The organism is Levilactobacillus yonginensis (assembly GCF_003946265.1).
In the GTDB taxonomy this organism is placed as follows: domain Bacteria; phylum Bacillota; class Bacilli; order Lactobacillales; family Lactobacillaceae; genus Levilactobacillus; species Levilactobacillus yonginensis.
In genome coordinates, this window is record NZ_RHNO01000004.1 from 46341 (window position 1) to 72698 (window position 26358).

Here is a 26358-nt window from a genome sequence, read left to right on the forward strand (position 1 = left end):
CTAGTCCCCCGTTTCCGCGTTATCCTTTTTGGGAGCTGATTGGTCACTGGCCGCCGCCATTTTCAACTGATCAGAAATAGCATTAAATGCCATCAGAATCGCAGCGTCTTCCTTACTGATTTTGGGTGACAACTCTTTTAGCTGTTTGTATTGATCATTGAGCAATTCCGTTACTGCCCGCATATGCTCGTCAGTTGCTTGGCCCACAATCGTGTAACTCTTGCCCGCAATGACAGCTTTGAAGCGGTGTGTTTCTTCGGTCATTTTAATTTCCCCCTGTTTTGCACAATGCCCTATTTTACCATTAATAGGGGGCTGGACGCACGTTTTGACGTCTTAATATTCCGTAAACTCACGCCAAACAAAAAAGGACGGAATACTCCGTCCTTTCCTCATCACTGACTAGTCTTTCTTGCCAGCGTTAGGGTCAATCGTTCCGTCTGCCAAGAAGGTGTTCAGAACTGATTCAACCATGTCCCATTCTTCATCGGACTCGATTAATTGCAAGTCACCACCGGATGGGTTAGCTGGGTCATCATCGGCTGGTAAAGCGTAGGCTTGGATATCTACTTCTTCGTCTTCGCTCTTGCCGGATGGGTAAATCAAAATGTATGACTTACCAAAATCATCAGATTCAAAGGTAAATAAAACATCGTATAATTCTTCATTACCGTTTTCATCAACTAATGTGATTTGTTCTTGGTCTTCGTTCATGGGAAACCTCACTTTTCTCGGGTTAATTTTCCTCGCCGATCTAAATAGTTCTGCAAGATCAACCCGGCTGCTAATTTATCAATAACTTTTTTACGCTTGCGGCGAGACGTATCCGCCTGTTCAACTAACATACGCTCCGCCTCAACCGTTGTCAACCGCTCGTCCTCAAAGTCAACGGGCATATGGAAACGTTCGGTCAACATCTCACCGTACCGCTTGGAAGCAGCGGCCCGTGGACCTAACGAATTATTCATGTTCTTAGGAAGACCTACCACGAAGCCTTGAACTTCGTGAGCTTTAACCAATTCGGCCACACGGTCGATCCCGAAAACTTCTTCCTCTTCGTTGATCCGGATGATTTCAACACCCTGTGCTGTCCAACCTAGCGCATCACTGATGGCAATTCCCACGGTACGGGAACCAACATCCAATCCCATTAACTTCATTTAGGCTTCACCGGTCCATTCTGATTCAAGTAAACCCGCACCAGTTCCTCGATGATTTCATCGCGTTCGTGCTTACGGATCAAGTTCCGCGCATCATTAATACGTGGAATATATGCAGGATCGCCCGATAGTAGGTAGCCGACAATCTGATTAATTGGGTTATAACCCTTTTCCTCTAGTGCCTGATAGACCGTTACCAGCGTATCGTGAACATCCTTTGGCTGGTTAGCCCCAAAGTCAAAATACATCGTTTTGTCTAATGAACTCACTATAAACACCCCCGCACTTCTCACTTAGCCTCAATTTTACTCGATTGCCGACAAAACTACAATGAACGATTCTCAATGTAACCTATTCGTAATACTGCCGGTAGCAAGAGCCCGGGAGAAATTTTCCCAGGCTCTGGCGTTTAACAATCTCATTCAGCAAACCGCGATCCAATGACCATCGTCTGCTCAAGTCTAGTCTTGTTCGCTCAGCCAATCAACTGCGGCTGTCATAGCATCTGGCAACCCAGCGGGATTCTTCCCACCGGCTTGCGCCAGGTTAGGACGACCACCACCACCACCGTTGATCTTAGGGGCAATGGCTTTGATTAGATCACCGGCCTTGACCTGTTTTTGTTTGTCCGCAGACACTGCAACAATCAGGTTAGCCTTCCCGTTTACCTCGGCTCCCAATACTAACACATCGGACAGGGCTTGGTCACGCCAAGTGTCTGCTAACGCCCGCAATTGGTCCATCTTGGACACTTGTACGGTCCCACTGATCAGTTGGTAATTCCCAGCAGTCGTAATCTTATCGAACACGGCACTGGCCTCTTGACTAGCCAACTTGCCTTCTAAGGCTGCTTGTTGCTGTTCTAAGCTCTTCACTTGTGCTTGTAGGGCGCTAACCTTCTGAGTCACTTCAGTAACCTGAGTGACCTTTAGAGCGTTCCCTACGGCATGTAAAATGTCATCATGATCGTGCAAGTACTTGTAAGCGGCAGCTGAAGTCACAGCTTCAATCCGCCGGACACCGGCACCAACCCCGGATTCTGAGGTAATCTTGAACAAGCCAATTTCATTGGTATTCTTAACGTGGTTCCCCCCACAAAATTCAGTTACAAAATCACCAGCACTGACGACCCGAACGGTCTTTCCGTACTTTTCACTAAACAGCGCAATGGCACCCATCTTCTTGGCGGATTCAATGTCGGTCACAACCGTCTTAACGGGCATTTCGGCAAAGATCTTTTCGTTAACGATGGCTTCAGCCTTGGCTAAGTCAGCAGGATCAACCGCACCAAAGTGAGTAAAGTCAAACCGCAAGTAGTCGCCTTCAACCAGTGACCCAGCTTGTTGCGTATGTTCACCGAACACTTCACGTAAAGCCTTGTCCAATAAGTGGGTTGCCGTATGGTTCTTTTCAACTTTGCTATGGAACTTCCGGTCAACCTTCAGTTCATAACGCGTGCCCTTCTTCATTGGCGCAACGAGGCGCAACGTGTGAAGATTTTGACCGTTAGGCGCGTGTTGCACGTCAGTCACGTGGGCAACGACAGTACCGTCACTGGCCAAGATATCCCCTTTGTCAGCAACTTGACCACCCATTTCTGCGTAAAACGGCGTGGTGTCAAACATTGCTTCAACAGTCGCACCAGCTGGCGCTTCATCGGCCAATTGATCATCAACCACTAACTCGGTCAACGTACTGGTCGTCTCGAGGTCCGTGTACCCGACGTACTCACTAGGCGTCTTAACGTTGATCAACAGGTCATGTTGCAACCCCATCGCTGTTTGCTTGCCCCGCGCGTTACGAGCACGGTCCTTTTGCTTTTGCATTTCAGCCTTAAAGCCATCTTGGTCGACCGTAATGCCCTGGTCATCCGCGTATTCTTCAGTCAATTCAACGGGGAAACCGTAGGTATCATACAACTTGAAAGCGTCGGCACCGTCAATCTGCGTACCGCCCTGTTCTTTCAAATCAGCAATCACACTATTCAACAGGTTCAGCCCATCGTTTAACGTTTCGCCAAACCGGTCTTCTTCAGAACGAACGATCTTAGCGATATAGTCCGCCTGCTTCAAGACATCTGGGTAGTAGGACTGCATGATTTCGCCAACCACTGGGACAAGTTGATCCAAGAAAGCCCCACTGATTCCCAGCTTCTGGCCGTTAACGATTGCCCGCCGAATCAGCCGCCGGATAACGTAACCCCGACCTTCATTGCTAGGCAAGGCCCCGTCACCAATGGCAAACGTAATAGCCCGGGCATGGTCAGCAATCACCTTGAAGGCCACGTCGTCTTCGTGATTGTCACCATACTTCTTGCCGTCACTTAATTCAGCCGTTTTATGAATAATTGGCAGGAACAAGTCGGTTTCAAAGTTCGTCCGAGCATTTTGGAAAATGGAAACGACCCGTTCTAAGCCCATCCCCGTATCAATGTTTTTACGAGGTAAGGGCTTGTAGCTACCATCCGGTTCATGGTTAAACTGGGAGAACACGATGTTCCAAACTTCCAAGTAGCGTTCATTTTCGCCACCAGGGTAATTCTCTGGATCGTCGGCAGCCAAGTTATTAAAGGCTTCGCCCCGGTCGTAGAAGACTTCGGAGTCAGGGCCCGAAGGACCTTCACCAATATCCCAAAAGTTATCTTCAACGGCAATAATGTGGTCAGGAGCAACGCCCACCGCTTCCCAAGCATCCTTGGCGTCCGTATCCTTAGGGTAAACCGTCATATACAGTTTATCAGCGTCCCAGCCAAACCAGTCTGGTGACGTCAACAGTTCCCAAGCAAATCCAATGGCTTCTTTCTTGAAGTAGTCACCCACAGAAAAATTCCCAAGCATTTCGAACAGCGTGTGGTGGCGCGCCGTCTTCCCAACGTTTTCAATATCGTTGGTCCGGATACTCTTTTGAGAACTCGTCATCCGGGGATTCTCTGGCACAACCTGGCCGGAGAAATACTTCTTCATCGTGGCCACCCCGGAGTTGATCCACAATAATGAGGGATCATCTTGGGGAACCAGTGACGAACTTGGTTCCACTGCGTGCCCCTTCGACTTAAAGAAGTCGAGGTACATCTGGCGAATTTCGCTACTTGATAACTCTTTCATCTCTTAAAAACCTCCAAAAAATGTCAAAAACACCGTTGCCCGTAAAGACGCCGAAGCGCGGTACCACTTTACTTGCAACGATGTTTTAATCGTTTACCTCTTGAACTCATAACGCTGAGTCGCGATGTTACTGAGGGAGCGCCACCCCGTTACCGACTCGTTTTTCACAGCATCCAAAACGTTTCTGAAAATCCGTAACCGGGGGTATGTCCTCGAGATATATTTAATTGTCCATTCAAAATTATAGGTGGCTGAGCTGACCTTGTCAATTCTGAAGTGCCGGCTCACCGACGAATCTCAGATTATTGGTAACGGTCTGATTCGCGCTTCCGCCGTTTCCGCTCATTACGCGCACTCTGACGTGCCGCAATCCGCTTCTCTTGGTCCTTCTTGGCGTGAATGATCTGCTTGATTTGGTGCTTATAGCCAGGCTTGATCTTCTTTTTCTTCTTCTTGACCATCCCAATCAGGGTTGGATCCAACTTAGCGGTACTCTTAGCCCGCTTAGTCCGGCGGTTCCGGTCATAGGAATCAACGATTTCACCATTGCTGATGCGCTTAGGTTGGAACTTGATCCCCAACGCTTCAATCTGGCTGATCTTAACTTCCTCATCTGGTGAGTACAGGGTGATGGCCGTTCCTGGCATCCCCTGACGGCCCGTCCGACCGACCCGGTGAATAAAGAAGTCCAAATCTTCAGGGATATCATCGTTGATCACGTGAGAAACCCCTTCAATATCAATTCCCCGGGCAGCCAAGTCGGTTGCCACCACAAACTGATACTGCAAGTTCTTAACTTCACGCATGACCCGCTTCCGTTCACGAGGCTTGATGCCCCCGTGAATCATGGCAACCTTGAGGCCTTGATTCTTCAAGAAGTCGTGAATTTGTTCAACTCGCGTCTTGGTATTCGCAAAGATTAAGACCAGGTAAGGTTCTCCCATCGTAATCAGGGAATAGATCAGTTGGTTTCTGTTCTGACCTTTGGTTGAAATCAACCAATTGTCGATGGTGTCTGAAATAATGGTATCAGTTGGAATCTCTTCAACAACTGGATGGTTCATGTACTTACGTAAGAATGGGTTCAACCGTTGGGGAATCGTCGCTGAAAAGACCATCATTTGCAGGTTCTTAGGCATCCGGCCAGCAATCTTATCAACTTGGTCTAAGAAACCTAAGTCCAAAGTCATGTCAGCTTCATCGACGACAAACTGCCGTGTGGTATGCACATCCAGTGCTTGTGAGTCAATTAAATCCTTGACCCGACCAGGCGTCCCAATAATCAATTGGGGTTGATAATGATGCAGCTTTTCAATCTGCCGCTTCTTATCAGTCCCCCCAACGTAATTACCAATCCGAATTTCAAAAGGTGCCTCAGCTGCTAGTTGTTCTGCCGCTGTGTGAATTTGGTAAGCGAGTTCCCGGCTAGGGGTCGTGATCACTGCCTGAACCTGGTTCTCTTCAGTTAATTGATTAAAAATCGGTAACAGGAAAGTATGCGTCTTCCCACTCCCGGTCTGTGATTGGCCGACAACGTCCTTACCCGAAGCGATGATGGGAATTAATTTTTCCTGAACCGCTGTGGGCTTCACGAAGCCAATCTTGTGCAGGGCCGTCATTAAATACGGCTGCAGGTTAAATTCTTTAAAATCCTTGCTCATTCATTTTCTCCTTTATCGTTAGCCACTAACTCATCGAGTTCGTGGATAACTTGGTCAATCTCTGCTTGATCGTGGGCAGTGGCACCACTGGCCAGGGCATGACCGCCCCCACCGTGGTTCTTCGCTAATTCGTTGATGGAAGGTCCCTTCGATCGCAACCGAATGCGGAACGTCTGGTCCTTAGATTCAACGAAAATTGCCCAGGCAACGACCGACGTAATCTTACCTGGTAATGGCACCACGGCAGACGTTGAATCCTTGGCGGCTAAACCAAAGGACTCAACGATTTCATCGGTCAGCTTTAGGTACGCTGCCCCACTAGGCAGAATTTCGAGGTTCTGGTAAACGTAAGCGGACAACTTGGCCATGGCCGGCGAAATTTCATCTTCCGCCTGGTTGACGGCGGTCATGGAAAAGTTGTAGGTCAGAAGCTTGCTAGCTACCGCAAAAGTGTTGGCAGAGGTAGCTGGGTACATGAACCGACCGGTGTCACCAATGATGCCGGCATACAGTAGTCGAGCCGCATCGTCAGGCATGGTCAGTTCAGCTGAGTTCACATCGTACCAGTCATAAATAATTTCAGACGTACTGGACGCTTGATCCAATACCCACTGAAGGTCACCAAAGGCGTCGTCGTTAGGATGGTGGTCAATTTTAATGACCGCCTTCCCCGACTGCCACCGTTCGTCATCGACCCGCGGCTGGTTAGCCGTGTCGACCACGATGACTAAAGCATCCTGAAAGGCCTCATCGGCAACGTCCTGGTCGGCCTGACCCATCCAGTCAAAGCCAGGATAATGTTTCCCAACGGCCAAGATTTTCTTATCAGGAAAACTGGCTTTTAAAATGTCCCGTAAAGCCAATTGAGCCCCGATACAATCAGGATCTGGGCGTTGATGACGGTGAATAATAATCGTTTCATACTTTTTAATTTCTTCTAAAATGGCAGTTTCAATGGCCAATATAGTTCACCCGTTTTCTATCCGTTTTTTCGACCAAGACGCGTCGATACCGCGTTTCAGTATACAAGTTTTACGGGGTAATATCAAAGAAAGTCTGCTATTTCTCACGATTCGGGCCAAATAACGGTAATTTTAAATTTTCAAACGTCTGTGCTGCCAAGCCGGTGATTGTAATTCCCAGCAATCGGACGGGTTCCTCATCCTTAGCCACACTGTGGTACAAGTCCAACGCCAAATCGTAATACACCTGGGCGTCGTTGTCGATGAAATCATCCTGGGTAATCCGCTTAGTGATGGTATTAAATTCACTATCCCGGAACTTCAGTACCAGGGTTTTACCGTGACGCTGCTTTTGTTTGACCGTCGTGGCAACCATTTCTGCTAACCGTTGTAGCTGATTCTCCACTTCCCCCACTGAGGTCAGCGGAGGACCGTACGTCCGTTCTTTGCCAATCGATTTACGTTCTCGTAAATATTCAACCGGCCGCTCGTCGATTCCGCGAACCCGTTGGTACAACACATAGCCAAATTTGCCAAAGTCGTGAATCAACTCCAACTGTGACCGTTGAAAAAGGTCCGCTCCGTTCATGATTCCCAGCTCGTGCATCTTGGGCACCGTCTTCTTGCCGACTCCCCGGTACCGCTCTATTGGCAGTGCCATGAGAAAGTCGTGAGCGTCCTCCGGCAAAATCACACTTACCCCGACCGGTTTCCGAAAGTCGGAGGCTTCCTTAGCCAGGAACTTACTGTACGAGATACCCGTTGAACACGTCAGATGGGTCTTTTCAAAAATCTCTACCTGAATCGCGTGGGCGACCTGAACCGCCGAATGAATGTGGTGCTTATTCTCCGTCACGTCAAGGTAGGCTTCGTCAAACGCCACAGTTTCAATCTTGTCCGTATATTCATGAAAAATAGCGTGGATTTGATCCGAAATTTCTCGGTAATGGGGGAAATCGGGGTCCTTAAAGGTGGCACTGGGTGAGAGCTTTAACGCCTCATTGGCGTTCATGGCAGAATGCACCCCGGCCTGCCGCGCAACGTAATTAGCGGTGGTCACAACCCCACGCCCACCCGTGCGACGGGGGTCTCGGGCAATGATCAAGGGATGGCCCTTAAATTCCGGGTGGTCCCGCTCCTCAATCGACGCGTAGAACGCATCCATATCAACGTGAATAATCTTTCGTTGCGTGTACTTTGCGGGTACCACCGCTGTCACCTCCCAGCTTAGCAAATTCCTATTCCCATTGTACCCAAACGTCCGTTTGCCTTCAACGGTTTTGATTAAATAGTCAATAGGTGTTGGTAATAACATCCGCTCCGATGGTCAGGGCGGGCGCCTGCTGTGGGGACGCTTCAGCCCAAGAGCGGGCTTCTCGCTCGATTTAAAGCCACGAAGCCCCCGTGTCTTTAAATACGCCCATGGCCTAAGCTAACCAGAACCGTTAGCTAACGCCATTTTCACTGCCGGCCCCCGCCCTGACCACCTCCGCTTACATCGTTGACAAGGATGAGACTACCTCGCGACTTGTCAGCATCCCCTTTATCAGTTAACAATTTCTCCTCTAGCATAAACTTTTATCCAATTACTGATTCGTTTGTTAAAGCCCATCCAAAAACATTACGGACTGTTTATCTCTAAAAATCAGCAAAAAAAAACGGCCTCCGAGAGACCGAACTTTTGACACTATTTAGCTGATTCGTCGTCAGTTTTTTCAGCAGCTTCGTCACTGGCAGCATCGTCAGTATCGTTTTCAGCTGGCTTGTCTTCAGTAGCAGCTTCGCTAGTTGCTTCTTCAGCAGCTGGGGCAGTTACTGCTTGTGGTGCTTGAGAAGTTACTTGTGCAATGGCCCGGAGGTCAAAGACCAAGTAGATTCCGTCGCAATCCAAGGTAGCCGTTTTGTCGGCATCGTTGATTTCATCAATCACACCGTGTAACCGGCCAATCGTGATGACGTGGTCGCCTTTTTTAAGCTCGCTCATCATGTCCTTGTGCTTCTTTTGTTGCTTTTGTTGTGGCCGTAACATTAAGAAGTACATCAAGCCTAAGAAGACCACCAAAATGATCAGCGTTGAGTAACCACCAGTTGCTGCGGCAACGTTAAAACTATCTAACACGTTCGTTCACCCCTTTATAATCTATCTATTGGACAACTTTACCAGAATACCGGGAATCCGTCCAATTATTTCTAGAAATTCTTAACGAGTTCGTTTTAGTGCCCAAATTCAACAACCATCCTGCCTGACGCCACAAATACTGGTGCATCGAGTCGTTTACGAGTTGGCTGTTGGCGGGAGCTCCCGTCCTAGGTGGGCGTAGCCAGCGGCGGTCACGACCCGCCCACGAGCGGTTCGCTTCAGGTATCCGCGCTGTAACAGGTAAGGTTCATACATCGCCGCAACCGTTTCGGTCTCTTCCCCGACGTTAGCCGCCAGGGTGTTCAGGCCTACCGGACCCCCGTTATAGTAATCGATCATCGTTTCCAGTAATTTGATGTCTGTGGAATCCAAGCCCGCTGAATCCACGCGTAACAGCTTTAACGCGTGATCGACAATAGCCAGATCAATTGTCGAATGGTCCGGCGAAACCTCTGCAAAATCACGAATTCGTTTCAACAAGCGGTTGGCGATCCGCGGTGTCCCCCGCGAACGGAGCGCCACTTCATGGGCCCCCTCAGTCGCAATCGTCGTGTTAAAAATGTCCGCTGAACGCGTCACAATTTCTTGCAAGTCAGCCGTCTCGTAATATGCCATGTGTTCGACAATACCGAAACGGTCCCGCAATGGCGAGGACAGTAGTCCGGCCCGCGTGGTGGCCCCAATCAAAGTAAACGGTGGGAGGGGAAAATGAACGGGATGCGCCGTTGGTCCCTGGCCAACCACGATGTCGATGAAAAAGTCTTCCATTGCAGAATACAACATTTCCTCAACGATTTTCGGTAACCGGTGAATTTCGTCTATGAAGAGAATGTCGCCTGGTTGTAACTCATTTAAAAGTGCTACCAAGTCACCCGGCTTCTCAATGGCCGGACCACTGGTCGTCCGAATCTGCACACCCATCTCATTGGCAATCACCATGGCTAAGGTCGTTTTCCCTAGGCCAGGTGGTCCGTATAGCAGCACGTGGTCGAGCGATTCCTCACGCTGTTTAGCCGCCTGAATATACACCGACAGCTCATGCTTGATGGGTGCCTGCCCAATATACTGCGCCAACGTCTGTGGTCGCAAAGACTTTTCAATGGAATCTTCATTTTGATCTTCAGGTTCCGGCGAAACGATTCGTTCGTCATCCGTCATAACTGCCCCTCCTTTCCCTCATTACTTGGTTAATAACCGTAAACCTTCGCTCAAATAATCGTTCGTGGACTCGCCAGCAAATTTCATGAGCTTGGGTTTGATTTTGTTAACTGCGGTGGCCCGATAACCCAGTGCGGTCAACGCAGCAATGGCGTCGGCCAGCTGAGGATTCTCACCATCCGTTGTCGCCACTTCTGGTGTGAACAACGTGCCATCATCAGCTGGTGCCAGATCATCCAGCTTGTTTTGCAGATCCAGCACAATCTGACCGGCCGTTTTTTTACCAACTCCGGGAAACTTCGTGAGGAAACCAGTATCGTTGGTCTTAATGGCCAACATCAATCCCTGGTGATCCGGATTTGCCAAAATAGCCAAGGCACTCTTGGGGCCAATACCGTTCACGTTGATCAGCTTCAAAAAGAGTTGCTTTTCTGCAAAATCTGCAAAACCGTACAACGTTTGGGCACTGTCACTAACGGCTTGATACACGTAAATCGTGGTGGCTTCACTGCCCACTTGGTAGCGGTAGGGATTGGCCGTATTTACCAGGTACCCCACGCCGTTAACATCAACAACAACGTGGTCTGGATAAACGGCCGTAATGGTCCCGTGGAGGTATTCATACATGGTCCGTCTAATCTCCTTTAAGAAAACATATGTTTGCTCTACAAATTGTACCACATTGGCCAACGAAACTGGCAAAAAATCTATTCTTCCCAGTCGTCACCACTGTGATGCGGATCCTGAATCCGTTTGAAGAGCTTTTCCAAGTCTTGGTCAGTGAAGTGAACCAGGACTGGACGCCCATGAGGACAATTGAACGGGTTTTCAGCCGTTGCCAACTTCTTCAACAACGCTCGAGCCTGCTGGTCATCCAAGTGATGGTTAGCCTTGATGGCTCGCTTACAGCTCATCATGATGGCCGCTTTTTCCCGGAAAGCCGCCACGGAGATCTTGCCATCCTTCAACACCCAATCCACCATTTCCTTAACCGTATCCGTTTCCTGACCGGCCTTGAACCAGGTGGGATGTTCATGAACGATAAAACTGTTGGGGCCAAATGATTCCAGGTGAACCCCCACACTGCCCAACGTTTCCAGATGGTTGGTAAGTTCCAACACATCCGTGGTTGGGTAGTCTAAGACAATGGGAACCAACAATTTCTGCTCGTCATCGCTGACCTCGCCAATTGCTTGACGGTAAAACTCATAGTTGACGCGTTCTTGCGCGGCATGTTGATCCACCAGGTAGAGACCGTCATCCGCTTCTGCCAGCAAATACGTCCCGTGAACTTGACCCAAGTAGCGTAATTGTGGAAAACGCTGGACGGGTGGCTCCGCAGTCATATGGTTGGTCGCTGCCACCGTCGTCGCGGTCGCTTCTTTAGTGGGAGCCTGCGACCTCCCTAGCGGTGCGGCCACCGTTTCAGTCTGATACTTCTCATCGAATTGTTTAACTGCTGATTGTGCAAAGTCCGCCCGGTCGTGAACCACAACGGGCGCCACTGGCACCTCTTCGGGTGTCTGTAGCGGTTGCGGTCCAGCTGCGGGGGCCACCGAATCGGCGGCCGAGGACGTCGGCTGGATGGGCTGTGCAACCTGAGGCTCAGGTGTTTGAAGGCTCGCCTGAGTAGGCATTTCGTACTTAGCTGATACGTCGTTCAACGCCATAGTCAACTGATCTGTATTGCGTTCTTCCCGCTTGGTGGGGGCGCCTTCGCTGAGGGCATCCGGAATCAAATTTTCTTGCGATAATCGTTTGAAAACTGTGTCCTGAATCAGTTGCATCAGTTCGGGTTCCTCACTGATGCGAACCTCCTGCTTGGTTGGGTGAACGTTCACGTCAACTAACAGTGGATCCATTGTGATGTCTAACACCGCCAGCGGATAACGCCCGACCATCAATTTGGAACCATACCCAGCAATCAACGCCTTACTCAGCTGAAAATTATGAATAAACCGACCGTTGAGTAACAGGGAAATATACTGCCGACTAGCCCGGGTCAGTTCCGGCAGGCTCACGTAACCGTGAATCTTGAAGTCTGGATTCTCACCCTGAATGTCAACCATTTTACGGGCACTCTGAACACCGTAAATACCGGCAATCACCTGTTGGAGATCTCCCCGCCCCGTCGTCCGGGTTAACTCACGGCCATTGTGAACCAGAGAAAAAGCAATGTTGGGGTAGCTCAGAGCTAGACGATTAACAATGTCAGTAATTCGGGCCAATTCGGTCGCAGGTGACTTCAAATACTTCAAGCGTGCTGGGACGTTGCCGAAGAGATCTTTCACTGTAACCGTCGTCCCTTTACGAGCCGCCGCAGCGGTGTGTTCCTGGATGATACCACCAACGTTATGAATCAGCGTACCAACGCCACCCGTAGACGTGGACAACGTCACATCGGCCACGGACGCGATACTTGGCAACGCTTCACCCCGGAACCCCAGCGACTTGATTCGAAACAAATCGCGCCGTTCCGTGATCTTACTGGTGGCATGACGTTTGAAGGCCATCTCGGTATCTTCATCCGCAATGCCGTCCCCATCATCAACGACGGTGATCCGCTTCAAGCCAGCCTCTTCAACCGTAATGTCGATCTGCTGACTGTGAGCATCTACCGCGTTTTCCACTAATTCTTTGACCACTGAGGCGGGCCGTTCAACCACTTCACCCGCTGCGATTTGGTCGGCCAGAACCGACGCTAACTCATGAATTTTGGCCATAACGACCCTTCCCTTCTTAAAATAATTTCATCATACTTTGTTTTTGAAACATTCAGTTAAATGCAACTCACACTATTTTTTATTTAACTTCTGTTGCCATTGATAAACCTGATTCATGACCGCCATGGGCGTCATCCCCATTAGATTCAACTCAGATAGCTGGCCAAGCACCTTACTCTGTGCCGGACTCAACTCTGGTGCATCTGAGAACAAGGACAACTGTTGATCCTGATCAGAAGCGGTACTTTCAGGTTGTGCTGGTGTAGTTGCAGCCGGCGTTGGCGCCGTATCCTGTGCTGGCTCAACCGGCACAGTCACCTGTGATTCAGGCGTCACAACGGCTGTACTCGTCGTCTCAACTGCGACAGCAGGCTGTTCAGCAGCTTCCTCTTCCAGATGCTGCAAAATAACCTCTGCCCGTTGTAACAAGTTGTCTGGCATCCCCGCCAGCTTCGCCACGTGAATCCCATAAGACTTGTCGGCCGGACCTGGCTGCATTTGATGTAAGAAGACCAGGTCGCCGTCACGTTCAACCGCGCCAACGTGAACGTTACGTAGCTGCTTGAGCGACTGGTCTAGCGCCGTTAACTCGTGGTAGTGGGTTGAGAACAGCGTCTTAGCATGCACCCGATTATGCACAAACTCAATGATGGCTTGTGCTAACGCCATCCCATCATAGGTGGCCGTCCCCCGCCCAATTTCATCAAATAAAATCAAGCTGTTGGCAGTCGCCTGACTCAAGGCGTGATTGGCTTCCTGCATTTCAACCATGAACGTACTCTGACCAGAGATCAGGTCGTCCGCCGCACCAATTCGCGTAAAAATTTGATCGAAGATGGGCATTTCAGCAGCCTCAGCGGGCACAAAACACCCCATCTGCGCCATGATCACAGTCAGTGCCAGTTGCCGCATGTAAGTACTCTTCCCAGACATGTTGGGTCCGGTGATCAGCAAAATATTAGTATCCTGATCCATCGTCACATCGTTGGGCACGTATGACTGCCGACCCAGCACTTTTTCGACCACGGGATGGCGGCCCTGCGTAATCTTCAGCGTGTGCCCCGCCACCAGCGTTGGTTTAACGAAGTGATAGTCCTCACTGACCACCGCAAAGCTTTGCAGAACATCCAAGCTGGCAATCGTTGCTGCTAACTTTTGTAGACGAGTAATCGCCTTCTTAACCTCTTCACGCAGGTCAACAAACAATTGGTATTCTAGCGACTTAGACTTTTCCTGAGCCTCCAAAATGAGCTGTTCTTTTTCCTTCAATTCTGGCGTTGAAAACCGCTCTGCATTCGCCAAGGTTTGTTTACGTTCGTAACGGTCAGCTGGTAACTTATCGAGATTGACCTTCGTCACCTCAATGTAGTAACCAAAGACGTGGTTATACCCAATTTTCAGGTTGTTGATGCCAGTGACCTCACGCTCGTGGGCCTCCATCTCAGCTAGCCAAGTCTTCCCGTTACGCATGGCATCGCGGTACTCGTCCAGTTGGTCATTAAACCCATCGCGAATGACCCCACCGTCAGCTACTGACAATGGTGGTTCTGGCACGATGGTTTCTCGAATGATATCCGCTACGTCCGCCACAGGGTCCAGGTTGTTGAGCATCGGATCAAAAATCTTTTCGCCCAATTCCTCGATGGTATGCTGAATCTGTGGAACCTGTTCCAACGACGTTTGCAGCTGAATCAAGTCTCGACCGTTGACACTCCCAAAGGCCACTCGTCCAGCCAACCGTTCCAGGTCATAGACCTTGACCAATTCGCCCTGCAGGTTGTTACGTTCAAAGTAGTGGTCCAACAGAGCGCCGACCTTGGCCTGTCGGTCTTCAATCTGTTGACGATTGATCAAAGGACGATCAAGCCACTGCTTGAGGAGTCGTCCCCCCATCGCCGTTTTGGTTTCATCCAACAGCCACAACAATGTCCCCGACTTCTTCTTGGTCCGCAAGTTTTGCGTGATTTCCAGATTGGTCTGAGAAGAATGATCCATCTTCAAAAAAGCAGTCGGTTGGTAAGCCACTGCTCGTTGTAGGTGGGCCAGGCTACGTTTCTGAGTGACCGTGACGTAGGTCACTAGGACGCCCACCACGCCACGTAATCGGTCCGTGGTAAGGTCCTGCTCGACGTAACTCAACTCAGAACTAGTTTGGACGTCCGTTTGCGTAGAGATCAAGATTCCTAATTGCTTGAGTCGATCCCGCAACTCAGTCGTCACCGTATCATCCACGACGACTTCCTTCGTTTGCAAACTCATCAATTCATTCACCACTGCATCCACACTGCTCAACTCGGCCGCCTTCAGCTCACCAGTCGACAGGTCGGTGTAGGCTAAGCCAAAGTCATCCTTAGCTGGCATGATCAGCGCAGTCAAATAATTGTTGCGCTTCGCACCGGCCGCACCAGTATCGGTCTGCGTCCCAGGTGTCACCAGTTGGATAACTTCCCGTTTAACCATGCCTTTAGCAAGCTTAGGGTCTTCCATCTGCTCACAGATAGCAACCTTGTAACCTTGATCGACGAGAATATCGATATAGCTCTGCACAGCCTTATGTGGTACCCCACACATGGGAATCGGATTCTTCGCACTGTGACTCCGCGTCGTCAGCGTTAATTCTAAGAGTTGGGAGCCTTTGACGGCATCCTCATTAAACATTTCATAGAAATCCCCCAGCCGGTAGAATAGAAAGGCATCAGGATACTGATCTTTAATTTTTTGATACTGCACCATCATGGGAGTCGTGTTCGCTTTCGTCATGAAAAATGGTTCATCCTTCCGTTGTCGTTTAGCTCTGGTACGGGTGTTGCGGACTAATCAAGATCGAATGAATCCGCGTTGCGTGCCCCGTCTTGTCATTAATATCAATCACACAGCCTGAGAGTAGACCCGGGCCCTTTTCCTGAACCGTGTACCGGGTTGGTCGTTGGTTTTCAAAGCGTTCAATCACGCTATCAGCCTGCATACCCAGCACACTGTTAGCGGGACCAGTCATCCCCGTTTCGGTCAAGAAGGCCGTTCCGTGTGGCAATACTTGTGCGTCGCTGGTTTGGACGTGCGTGTGAGTCCCGACGACTGCTGACAGCTGGCCGTCATACCGCATCGCAAAGGCCCGCTTCTCACTGGTCGTTTCCGCATGGAAATCTACAAAGACAAAGTCCGTATCGAGCTTAGGCAATAAGTCCTTCATCATCGCAAACGGATCATCCATGGGATTCATGAATACTCGCCCCTGCATGTTGACTACGGCCAGTACTTGTTGGTTGACCTTTACCTTAGTCCACCCTTGTCCTGGTGTATCACCAGGAAAGTTCAAGGGCCGCACCAACCGGTTGGCATCACCGATAAAATCATACAGTTCGGCGTTGTCCCAGGTATGGTTCCCCATAGTGACAACGTCCGCACCATCTTTCAAGAGTTGCTTGTAAATATTTTGGCTGATTCCGCGACCAACCGGGGTCGAATTCTCCCCGTTAACTATGGTGACCTGTGGCTTCAAATCGCGTTTCAATTGTGGGAGGTACTCGTGAATCATATCCATACCCAAGTTCCCAACAACGTCACCGACAAACAGAATTCGCATCTTCGTTCCCCTATCTTAGACCTCACAAGGTCTAGCTGGTTTTTCCAGTATTATTAAATAACCTCTATTTTACCATGGTTCCTTGGATTCTGCGTGAGTTAAATCCGCTGGACCGAGCGACTGACGCCCCGATTGCCATCCTAGTTAGCAATGACTGTCAACTTGCCAGCTCAGCTGCGTCAACAACGTAAAAAAGCTAGGACCACAATGGCCTAGCTTCTCTGACTTATTTCGCATATTCAACTGACCGGACTTCCCGGATGACGGAAACCTTGACGTGACCTGGATAATCCAAGTCGCCCTCAATTTGTTTCTTGATGTCTCGTGCCAAGACAACGGCATCCGTATCGGAAATCTTTTCTGGCCGCACAATCACTCGAACTTCTCGGCCCGCTTGGATGGCGAAGCTGTGGTCAACACCGTCAAAGGCATTCGCAACAGTTTCCAACTTGTCCAAACGATGAATGTAACTTTCCAAGGAATCTGAGCGTGCGCCTGGCCGCGTCGCTGAGATAATGTCAGCGGTCCCGACCAGTTCCGCAATCACGGATTGCGGCGCCGTTTGATCTGCCTGAGCAGCGATAGCGTTGACCACAACGGAACTCTCGCGGTACTTCTTGGCGAGTTCCGTTCCCGTTGTGATATAAGAACTATCGTCTTCGTGCTCGGCAGCACGGCCAATATCATGTAGTAATCCTGCACGTTTTGCTAACGCAACATCCTCACCTAATTCAGCAGCCAGCACCCCAGTGATCTTGGCAACTTCAATTGAGTGAGCCAAGGCATTTTGCCCATGAGAAATGCGGAAGTTCAAGCGACCAACCAGCTTGACCAATTCGGGATGCATAGAATGAATCCCCAGGTCAAACGTTGCTTGCTCGCCAAGTTCCCGGACATGTTCGTCCAGTTCTTTTTTGGCCTTCGCAACCATTTCTTCAATCCGAGCCGGATGAATCCGCCCGTCTTGAATCAACTTCTCTAAAGCAATCTTGGCAACTTCTCGCCGTAATGGGTCAAAGCCACTCAATACAACAGCTTCTGGCGTATCGTCGATGATCAGGTCGATCCCGGTCAGCGTCTCTAACGTCCGAATATTCCGCCCTTCACGACCGATGATTCGGCCCTTCATGTCGTCATTTGGCAACGTGACCACGGTAATCGTCGTCTCGGTGACCATGTCAGCGGCACTCCGTTGAATGGCAGACACAATCAAGTCCTTGGCGTTAGCCTGGGCCGTCTTGCGTGCTGTTTCTTCACTTTCCTTGATCATTTTTGCGCGTTCCCCTGCCAGAGCCGTCTTGGCCTCCGAAATAATCAGGTCACGTGCATCGTCCTGGGATAACGCAGCGACTTCTTCAACCGCTGCTTGGCGTTTCTCAATCAGTGAGTCTGCTTGTTGCTGTTTCTTCGCTAAATTTTGCTCTTCCGCACTTAGCTTTTTGTCCCGACGATTTAACGAGTTTTCACGTTTTTCCAGAGAGTTATCTTTCCGGTCTAACGTTTCTTCCCGTTGAATCAAGCGATCTTCTTGCTTCTGAACTTCGGCACGACGTTCTTTCAGCTCTTGTTCGACCTCTGCACGGTACTTATGACTGTCCTCCTTGGCTTCTAACAAGGCCTCTTTGGTAGCAGTCTCAGCTTGCTTCTTAGCTTCTACTAACACACCTTCTGCGGTGTACTTAGCAGCATCTAACTTCCGTTCGTGGACGGATTTACGTAAATAATACCCGGCCACAACACCAACAACGATAGCGATGATTGCGAGGATTATGCTTGGAACACTCATGATTCCACCTCCGCATCATCAAAAATGACTAATTTAAAAATCAGACTTTTCAAGATGTTGATTTCATAACTGACGCAACTTCAATTTTAATGGTTGCCACTAACCCTGTCAACTAAACTCCATCGATTCTCATCACCAAGTTTGCTGACATCGCCATTCCGTCCAAAAAGCCATCGTCTAATTCTCTCACCAAATAAAAAAGTCTCCCCACGTCTCTGCATGGAAAGGCTTTTAACGAGTTACTTACCAGACTTTCCTGGAGTCAACTCAATCTGTTCAGGTTTACCCTTGCCATCCTTGGATGACTTCGCGTTTTTGCTCTTATCGTCAGTCGCAGCCTTGCTATCCGGGTTCTTTGCATCATCAGCCGTGTCGCCAACACCATATGCAGCCCGCACACGCTTGTTAACTTCAGCCATCATGTCCGGATGATCAGCCATGTATTGCTTGGCATTTTCACGGCCTTGACCAATTCGGTCTTCACCATAAGAGTACCAAGAACCACTCTTGTCGATGATATCCTTTTCGACGGCCATATCGATCAATTCACCAGTTTGGGAAATCCCGTGGCCATACATAATATCTACTTCGGCACGTTTGAACGGTGAAGCTACCTTGTTCTTAACAACTTTGATTCGCGTCCGGTTACCAATAACATCAGTACCGTCCTTGATTTGTTCTGCACGACGGACTTCAAGTCGAACCGTTGCGTAGAACTTCAAAGCCCGACCACCAGGGGTCGTTTCAGGGTTACCAAACATAACCCCAACTTTTTCACGAATTTGGTTAATAAATAAAGCAATCGTCTTCGTCTTGTTAATGGACCCAGACAATTTCCGCAAGGCTTGTGACATCAGGCGGGCTTGTAGCCCAACGTGAGCGTCACCCATTTCGCCTTCAATTTCAGCTCGAGGAACCAGAGCGGCAACGGAATCGACAACCAAGATATCAACCGCACCACTGGAAATCAAAGCATCTGCAATTTGCAGACCTTGTTCACCAGTATCTGGTTGAGATAACAAGAGATCATCGATATTAACACCTAACGCAGTTGCATAGGCAGGGTCCAAAGCGTTTTCGGCATCAATATAAGCTGCCGTTCCACCTTGCTTCTGTACTTCTGCAACGGCGTGAAGCGCAACCGTCGTCTTACCTGATGATTCTGGACCGTAGATTTCTACGATTCGACCGCGGGGGTATCCCCCAACACCCAGAGCCACATCAAGGGCTAACGAGCCGGATGGCACGGTTTCAACCTCCATGTTCGCATTGTCACCTAGCCGCATGATGGAGCCCTTACCAAAGTCTTTTTCAATTTTCTTCAACGCCTTATCCAGCGCTGCTTGTCGTTCGTCAGCCATTCAAATCCTCCTCAAATGCATCAATATTCAAGTATCACTATACGGGTTTTGTTCGCAAAATGCAAGTAAAAATAGAACAATAGTTCCCCTTTATTTTGAGCCACGTAAAACGCGACGTACCCAATCGAGGCCAGTCAAGACAGACCGGTCCCGAATCTTAGCGCGGTTCCCTGTGAAATGGACCAGCTTAGCCATGGGGGCCTTACCTCGTTGCGCTAACCCCAGCCAAACCGTTCCCGCTGGTTGATCCTCTAGCGAATCGGGGCCGGCAACGCCAGTAAAACTGAGCGCAAAATCGGTATCCAATTTTGTTCGGGAACGTTCGGCCATTTCCTTAGCAGTCGCTTCACTAACCACACCCTGTGCGTCAATCACTGCTTGGGGAATCCCTAACAGGTCGCGCTTGGCATCATTGGCGTAAGTGACAAAGCCACCGGGAAAGACGGCTGAAACGCCAGGGACATCCCCCAACGTACTTTGGAACTTACCAGCAGTGAGACTCTCAGCCGCTGTAATGGACAGTTTACGGTCAATCAGTTCATTGACCACGACTTGTGCCAGACTGTTGTCATCACCAAAGCCGTAGAAGTAATCACCGACCCGCGCCATAATCGTTGCCGTCATCTCACGTAAGAGTTGTTCGCCCACCGCTTTTTCCGTTGCCCGTGCAGTGATGCGTAGCGTGACTTCATTGACCTTAGCATATGGCGCAATGGTCGGATTCGTTTGGTGGTCAATTAGATCACTCAGCTCCGTAACCAATTTGCTTTCACCAATGCCAAAGAAACGAAGCACCTTTGACACCAGAAACTCATGTCGATGATAAGCCGCAATAATCTGTGGTAACGCTTGGTGTTCAAACATCGGTTCAGCTTCGCTCGGAGGTCCTGGCAGCAACATGAGATCAGCGGCGTCTGGGTCACGATAGAAGGCCCCTACAGCCATGCCCGTCTCATTCTTGAGTGGTAGGCTCCCAGCTGGGTAAAGTGCCTGTAGCCGGTTATTAGGTGTCATTTCTCGCCCAGTGATTTCGAAGTGTCGCTGGATTTTTTCCATCGCAGCAGTGTCTTCAATTAGTTTCACACCCAAGAGATGAGCCACCGTTTGCTTCGTCAGGTCATCCTTGGTTGGTCCTAAACCACCACTGATCACGACCAGATCACTGCGGGAACGGGCCTGGTTGACGACTGTCGTCAGCCGGTCTGCATTGTCGCCCACTAAAGAATGGTAATAGACCTCAATACCAGCATCTGCTAATCCTCGGGCAATGAATGCTGAGTTCGTATCCACGATTTGTCCAAGCAAGATTTCCGTTCCGACCGCAATAACTTCTGCTTGCATGCTACCCCTCCTGAGATGTCATAGATTAACTCCGTAAATATCGGCGTTATTTTTTTACTTTTTTAAATTTTTTTATTCAGCTGAAGATTCCGCAAATACTTGTCGGTTTTGAACAAAGTAATCAATACCGGAATAAATCGTGAAGAACAGGCAGATGTAGAAGAAAATCAGCGCCATTGGAACGTTGATTGCACCAAAACCAATGTTATTCAGCAGCAGTAAAATGATGCCAACCATTTGCGTGGTCGTCTTGATTTTACCTGGCCAAGCGGCAGCCAAAACTTGGCCACCCGTTTCAACCACAATCAACCGTAGTCCAGTCACAGCCAGTTCCCGACAAACAATGATGGCTACGCCCCAGGCTGGGACAGCTTTCATGGCAACTAGCAAAATGAATGCCGTCATGACGATCATTTTATCCGCTAACGGGTCCGCAAACTTACCAAAGTTCGTGACCAAGTGTTGACGTCGGGCAATTTGCCCGTCCAGAAAGTCAGTGATTGACGCAACGGCAAAGACAATTGCCCCCAAAACTTGGGTAACCGGAATAGCCGTTCCTAACCAGGTGACCTCCCCCCAATTTAAGGGCAACACCAGCAGCAACAGAAAGACTGGAATCAAGATGATACGAACAATGGTTAAGCGATTTGGTAGATTCACGAAATTTTCCTCCTTAAACATATCTCAACGTAAAAAGGCGTGCCGGCCGCAACGGACCGACCCGCCTTGAGTCTACTTGAACTCTAAAGTTACGGTTTGTACCTGAGAAGTCGTACTGCTACTAGTTGTAGTCGTCCCAGTCGTTGAATCAGACGTGGTCGTTGTACTTGAGCTAGAAGCGGCACTGGTGCTAGTAGCCGTCGTGAAGTCAAACTTCTTGCCGTCCACTTTTACAGAAGTAGCCGGTGCGTTACCGAAGTTAAACGTCACGCTGGTAGTCCCACTTGGTAGCGTCAAGGAATGGGTTGTCGCACTAGACAAGGTTCCTTGCCAAGTAGTTGTCCCCCCAACCTTAACAGCCATCCAAGCACTACCAGTGGCAGACAAGCTAAGCTTAGGCTTCGACGAAGCGTTCTTCATTTCCCAAGTTGAGCCAGACGTCGTGGAACTGATTTTCTTGAAACTGGCCGTTGAAGTCTTCTTGGATGAAGACTTCTTAGATGAGCTCTTCTTAGAACTGCTCTTAGCGCTCGAACTGCTACCAGAAACACTGACCGAACTGCTATCAACATTGTTGTTGGTTGAAGAACTGCTGTTACGAGAAGCGGCAATCCAGATACCAACCAAGACTGCTAAGACAACGATGACAATTCCCACAATGGGAACCGTGCGGCGTAGCTTAACGTAGCGTTCATCGACCTGACGTTGTTGTGACCGGGTCTCCGGGTTGTTCTCATTGACCTTATCCACGTACTCCTGTGTCTGGGTGCTGGGCAGGGTACTGTCAAATTGCTTCAACAGTTCGGCACCATCCAAGTCCACCATGTCGGCGTACTGTTTGATAAATGCCCGTACGTAAAAATCGCCAGGTAATTCATCGAAGTTTTGATCTTCGATGGCAATCAGATAACGCTTTTGAATCTTCGTCGTCTGTTGCAGATCATCCAGCGTGTACCCCTTCGCGATTCGTGCATCGCGTAGCGTTTTTCCCAATGTTATTTTGCTGTTATCACTCATTTTAAATTCTCCACCTGTTCAAAATTTCTCTACAATGCAGTATAGCATAGGCACCGTCACATTTTTAGCGACAGCACCCAGTTTTCGGGATTTAACGGTTTCTTAACTTCCCCATTTAGGGCAGAATCGTATAAACCGTTTGGCGACCCTGTCCCAAGAATGCCTCAGCCGCTGGTAAAATATCAGTGAACGTCAGACCTTCGAGCGTGGTCAGCTCGTCAAAAATCGTGGCCCCGTCAAATAACGGCCCGTCATACTGGTTAGCAATGGCTTCGACGGAGTTAATGGCACCAACAATGCGACCAATGGCTTCGCGCTTCACGAGTTCAAATTGGTCCTGCGCAGCCTGTAACTGTGCCGGCGCATCATTCAGAATCGCCGTCAATTCCTTAACAAACTGTTCTGGCTGGTCCGTATCGCCCGCAAGTTGGGCAAAGTGAGCCCCCCGTTGAACCTGGAAATCATAACCGAAACTATCATCAATGACGTTTGCATCATACAGACGCAAGTAGTGGTCACTGGTATCGTTAAACAGCAGGTCCATCGCTAACGACACGGCAACACTGTATTTTAACCCCGTCCGACCAGTTGGGACCTGATCAAATCCACGGATCCCGATGCTGATTTTAGGCCGTGTAACGGTCAGGTGCCGTGTCGTAGTCGGAATAATTTCAGCCGGTTCAGCCTGTGGTGAAGGTACCCGTTGAATCGGTTCATTCGGTGCAAACGTCTTTTGCTCCTGATTAGCCGTAATCCACGACAACGTTTCTTCGGGATCCAGCTGCCCCACGACGACCAAACTCATATTGCCAGGATGGTAGAACGTCTTGTAGGCGGCATACAAATCATCAGCTGTAATTTTATCAATTGAGTCAACCGTGCCAGCAATGTCAATGTGCAGCGGTTCCTTTGGATATAACCGTCCAATCATGCCAAAGTAACTCTGCCATCCTGGGTCATCATCGTACATCTGAATTTCCTGACCGATGATGCCCTTTTCTTTATTCACCGTTGCCGGCGTAAAGTATGGGTCCTGCACAAAGTCGAGCAGAATATCCAGGTTTTCACGAAGCTTGCTGGTTGTCGCAAACAAGTAACTTGTCTGGGTAAAACTCGTAAAGGCATTGGCACTAGCCCCATACTGACCAAACAAATCAAACGCATCATGGTCTTTTTTCTCGAATAATTTATGTTCCAAAAAATGGGCAATTCCATCTGGGAATCGGACCGATTGGGTGCTGCCCCGGGGTACGAACTCATTATCCATGGACCCATAATCAGTAGTCATGACCGCAAACGTCTTATGAAAGTCTGGCTTAGGAACCAAAATAACTTTTAACCCATTTGCTAATGTCGTCTGGTAAACGGCTTCCCCCAGACGGGTATACGCTTGTTTATTCAGCATCTTGGTCACCTCCGTGTAAACAATACGTGGCTTGAAGCGTGACCTTTTGAGCGACCCGCTGAACGTCCGCCACCGTAATTGCGTCTAACTTTGCTTGCCAACTCTTAAGTGGCTCCGTCATATGTGTCAGCTGCGTGTTTAACAGCCCGGTCAATCGTCGTTGTGGGCTATCCAATCCCGCTAAACGGGCATTGAGCAAACTGGCCTTAACCTCATGCAAGAGTTCAGCAGAGAGCTTTCCAGCCTGCAAATCGGCGAGTTGTTCACCAATGATGGCGACGACCCGCTCCTGATTCTGTGCCTGAATGCCTGATTGCACACCCATAATTCCCGTGAACGGGTTGTAACTGCTGCTAGCGTAGTAGGCCAGACTAGCCTTCTCTCTCACGTTAGTAAAGAGCAACGATAAGGGGGTTCCCCCAAAGGCCGCGTTAAAGACAACGGCAGCCAGGAAGTCTGGATCATCACGATAAATGGGAAGATGGTAGGCCAAGTTTAATTTGGCTTGAACCACGTCTGCTTGGTCATCCCCTTGCGTCACTGACGGACGTGCATCCCAGTGATAGTACGGTGAAGCGTCTACCACGGTGCGATCCGTCAGTGGCCAAGTAGCGAGGGACGACTGAACGCGGTCGGCATCCACATCCCCTACAACTGCCACGTGAACGGCATCATTGGCTAACATTTCATGATACGTCTGTAAAATATCAGTCGCCGTCAACCGGCCTAATTTTTCAGTATCCCCCAAAGCACTCATGGCCTGGGCGGGCTCGGTAAAGACTAATTCTTGTACCCGGCGGTTGGCCAAGTACTGTTTATCATCATCCAAGGACTTGATGGCTGCCAACAGATTTTGCCGTTGTTGCGTAAAAGTTGGTGCATCAAAACTTCCAGCCGGTAAGAGCGGCTCAAAGATAACCGCCTTTAGCAGGTCCATTGCTTGCTCAAATAAGGGTTGTTCTTCAGCAAACTGATCGAGATACTGTTCGTTAACCACTGAACAGGTCAACCGAATCACGTGCTTGGTCCCGAGCTTTAAGACACTAATCCCAAAGACCGCACCATACATTCGGGAAAGTTGCCGCGCTAAAGCGGTTTGGGTCGGGTAAGCGGCCGTACTTGTCTCTAAGACCTGAGCTAGTAACGCCCGCGCCGTGATGGCGTCAACACTTAAGGGCGCAACAAAGTCCACCTTAATCCCAATAGTTTTAAATTGTTTGGAGGGTAACATGTCTAAGGTTACCCCATCTCGAATGCGAAAATGCACGCGTTATTGCCTCCTCTGACAAAATACTAATCGATGTTCAATTCTAAGGGAACTGCCAGCTAAATACAAGCGAGCCGACCAAATTCATCCAGAATGGTCGTTCCATTATCAAGAAAAAGAGACCGCGACATATTTCGTCTGGTCTCTTCATTACGTCACGTGTCTAGACGACACCGTGCGTTATTTTTTCAGAAGTGGTGTATCAACATTGCTGCCGAACCACTTTTCATTAATTTTTTTCAATTGGCCGTTAGCGGCTAACTGCTTCAAACCAGCGTTAATCTTCCGACGCATCGTCACGTCGCCCTTCCGCGTTCCCACGGCAAATTTTTCCTTAGGGAAGGACCCAACAGTCACCCGATAATCCTCGGGATGTGCCTGGTGTTTGATGTAGTAGTTCGCGTAGGTACTGTCGATCAATAAGCCCTTAATGCGGCCAACGTTCAGGTCAATAAACGCGTTGGTAAATGAGTCGTAAGTCACTGCCTCATGATTCTTGATGCGATCTTTCAACAGTTTTGGATAGGTATCAATGTCGTTTGCTCCTGATGAACCGGTTTGCGCTCCCAACACCTTACCCTGCATGCCGGCATAGGACGTAATGTTATCCTTTTTCAGCGTAACCAACACCTGATCATTGTTCAGATAGGTGTCTGAGAAGGCGACTTGTTTTTCCCGTTGGGGGGTAATGGAAAACCCATTCCAAATCAAGTCAATCGTGCCGTTGTGTAATTCAGTGACGTTCATGTTCCAGTCGATACTTTGAAAGTCAGCTTTCACCCCGTAAAGCTTAAAAACAGCGCGAGCTAAGTCGATATCGTATCCAACCAGCTTCCCACTCTTCTGTCGGAAACCCATGGGAACAAAACTATCGTCCAACCCAATTACCACTTTTTTATTCTTCTTGATGGTCGACCAGGTGTCCGCCGTATCTGCCCGCTGCGTAACCGTTGCACAACCAGCTAAGACGCCAGCCAATCCAACCACGAGTCCTAACAGGGCCCAAATTCGAATTGCTTTAAATTTCATT

Annotated in this window: 22 protein-coding genes; all 22 read right to left on the reverse strand. The window is 49.3% G+C overall.

Annotation, left to right across the window (positions count from 1 at the left end; genetic code table 11):
* A complete protein-coding gene (locus EKM87_RS03215; protein ID WP_125681790.1) occupies nt 1-264 on the reverse strand; it encodes a cell division protein ZapA in 264 nt (87 codons plus the stop codon).
* A 138-nt stretch (nt 265-402) separates the two neighbouring features.
* On the reverse strand, nt 403-714 hold the full coding sequence (locus EKM87_RS03220; protein ID WP_125681792.1) for a DUF1292 domain-containing protein: 312 nt from the start codon (nt 712-714) through the stop codon (nt 403-405).
* 8 nt (nt 715-722) lie between these two features.
* Nucleotides 723-1160 carry a Holliday junction resolvase RuvX gene (ruvX, locus tag EKM87_RS03225; RefSeq protein WP_125681794.1) on the reverse strand — a complete coding sequence of 146 codons (438 nt, stop codon included), beginning with the start codon at nt 1158-1160 and terminating at the stop codon, nt 723-725.
* Nucleotides 1157-1429, reverse strand: coding sequence for an IreB family regulatory phosphoprotein (locus EKM87_RS03230; protein ID WP_125681796.1), 273 nt, complete (start codon nt 1427-1429; stop codon nt 1157-1159). The genes ruvX and EKM87_RS03230 overlap by 4 nt, the downstream gene beginning before the upstream one ends.
* 192 nt (nt 1430-1621) lie before the next feature.
* Nucleotides 1622-4264 (reverse strand): alanine--tRNA ligase, encoded by a 2643-nt coding sequence (alaS, locus tag EKM87_RS03235; protein WP_125681798.1) that lies wholly within the window; start codon nt 4262-4264, stop codon nt 1622-1624.
* 302 nt (nt 4265-4566) lie between these two features.
* Complete coding sequence (locus tag EKM87_RS03240) at nt 4567-5925, reverse strand: DEAD/DEAH box helicase (RefSeq protein WP_125681800.1); 1359 nt, start codon at nt 5923-5925, stop codon at nt 4567-4569.
* Nucleotides 5922-6887 carry a DHH family phosphoesterase gene (locus tag EKM87_RS03245; protein ID WP_125681802.1) on the reverse strand — a complete coding sequence of 322 codons (966 nt, stop codon included), beginning with the start codon at nt 6885-6887 and terminating at the stop codon, nt 5922-5924. Before EKM87_RS03245 ends, EKM87_RS03240 begins: the two co-directional genes overlap by 4 nt.
* A 97-nt stretch (nt 6888-6984) precedes the next feature.
* Nucleotides 6985-8052 carry a DNA polymerase IV gene (gene dinB, locus EKM87_RS03250; RefSeq protein ID WP_404819653.1) on the reverse strand — a complete coding sequence of 356 codons (1068 nt, stop codon included), beginning with the start codon at nt 8050-8052 and terminating at the stop codon, nt 6985-6987.
* A gap of 522 nt (nt 8053-8574) precedes the next feature.
* Nucleotides 8575-8928, reverse strand: a complete 354-nt coding sequence (gene yajC, locus EKM87_RS03255; protein WP_404819654.1) for a preprotein translocase subunit YajC — start codon at nt 8926-8928, stop codon at nt 8575-8577.
* Nucleotides 8929-9162: 234 nt separating this feature from the next.
* A complete protein-coding gene (gene ruvB, locus EKM87_RS03260; RefSeq protein ID WP_125681809.1) occupies nt 9163-10185 on the reverse strand; it encodes a Holliday junction branch migration DNA helicase RuvB in 1023 nt (340 codons plus the stop codon).
* Nucleotides 10186-10206: 21 nt separating this feature from the next.
* On the reverse strand, nt 10207-10812 hold the full coding sequence (ruvA, locus tag EKM87_RS03265) for a Holliday junction branch migration protein RuvA (RefSeq protein ID WP_125681811.1): 606 nt from the start codon (nt 10810-10812) through the stop codon (nt 10207-10209).
* Nucleotides 10813-10892: 80 nt separating this feature from the next.
* Complete coding sequence (gene mutL / locus EKM87_RS03270) at nt 10893-12908, reverse strand: DNA mismatch repair endonuclease MutL (RefSeq protein ID WP_125681813.1); 2016 nt, start codon at nt 12906-12908, stop codon at nt 10893-10895.
* A 72-nt stretch (nt 12909-12980) separates the two neighbouring features.
* Nucleotides 12981-15668, reverse strand: a complete 2688-nt coding sequence (gene mutS / locus EKM87_RS03275) for a DNA mismatch repair protein MutS (protein WP_125681815.1) — start codon at nt 15666-15668, stop codon at nt 12981-12983.
* Between the two features lie 28 nt (nt 15669-15696).
* The gene (locus tag EKM87_RS03280; RefSeq protein WP_125681817.1) at nt 15697-16491 is read right to left on the reverse strand and encodes a TIGR00282 family metallophosphoesterase; all 795 of its coding nucleotides are present in this window, start codon (nt 16489-16491) and stop codon (nt 15697-15699) included.
* Between the two features lie 226 nt (nt 16492-16717).
* The gene (gene rny / locus EKM87_RS03285) at nt 16718-18277 is read right to left on the reverse strand and encodes a ribonuclease Y (protein WP_125681819.1); all 1560 of its coding nucleotides are present in this window, start codon (nt 18275-18277) and stop codon (nt 16718-16720) included.
* Nucleotides 18278-18516: 239 nt separating this feature from the next.
* Complete coding sequence (recA, locus tag EKM87_RS03290) at nt 18517-19638, reverse strand: recombinase RecA (RefSeq protein WP_125681821.1); 1122 nt, start codon at nt 19636-19638, stop codon at nt 18517-18519.
* 90 nt (nt 19639-19728) lie between these two features.
* Entirely contained in the window at nt 19729-20979 is a 1251-nt protein-coding gene (locus tag EKM87_RS03295) for a competence/damage-inducible protein A (protein WP_125681823.1), read from the reverse strand.
* Nucleotides 20980-21051: 72 nt separating this feature from the next.
* On the reverse strand, nt 21052-21639 hold the full coding sequence (pgsA, locus tag EKM87_RS03300; protein ID WP_125681825.1) for a CDP-diacylglycerol--glycerol-3-phosphate 3-phosphatidyltransferase: 588 nt from the start codon (nt 21637-21639) through the stop codon (nt 21052-21054).
* A 72-nt stretch (nt 21640-21711) separates the two neighbouring features.
* On the reverse strand, nt 21712-22656 hold the full coding sequence (locus EKM87_RS03305; protein WP_125681827.1) for a helix-turn-helix domain-containing protein: 945 nt from the start codon (nt 22654-22656) through the stop codon (nt 21712-21714).
* Between the two features lie 115 nt (nt 22657-22771).
* Nucleotides 22772-24058: an EF-P 5-aminopentanol modification-associated protein YfmH gene (yfmH, locus tag EKM87_RS03310; protein ID WP_404819655.1), complete on the reverse strand. Its 1287-nt coding sequence runs from the start codon at nt 24056-24058 to the stop codon at nt 22772-22774.
* Nucleotides 24051-25328, reverse strand: a complete 1278-nt coding sequence (gene yfmF / locus EKM87_RS03315) for an EF-P 5-aminopentanol modification-associated protein YfmF (protein ID WP_125681831.1) — start codon at nt 25326-25328, stop codon at nt 24051-24053. Before yfmF ends, yfmH begins: the two co-directional genes overlap by 8 nt.
* 180 nt (nt 25329-25508) lie before the next feature.
* Nucleotides 25509-26357: an amino acid ABC transporter substrate-binding protein gene (locus tag EKM87_RS03320; RefSeq protein WP_125681832.1), complete on the reverse strand. Its 849-nt coding sequence runs from the start codon at nt 26355-26357 to the stop codon at nt 25509-25511.
* Nucleotide 26358 lies beyond the last annotated feature (1 nt).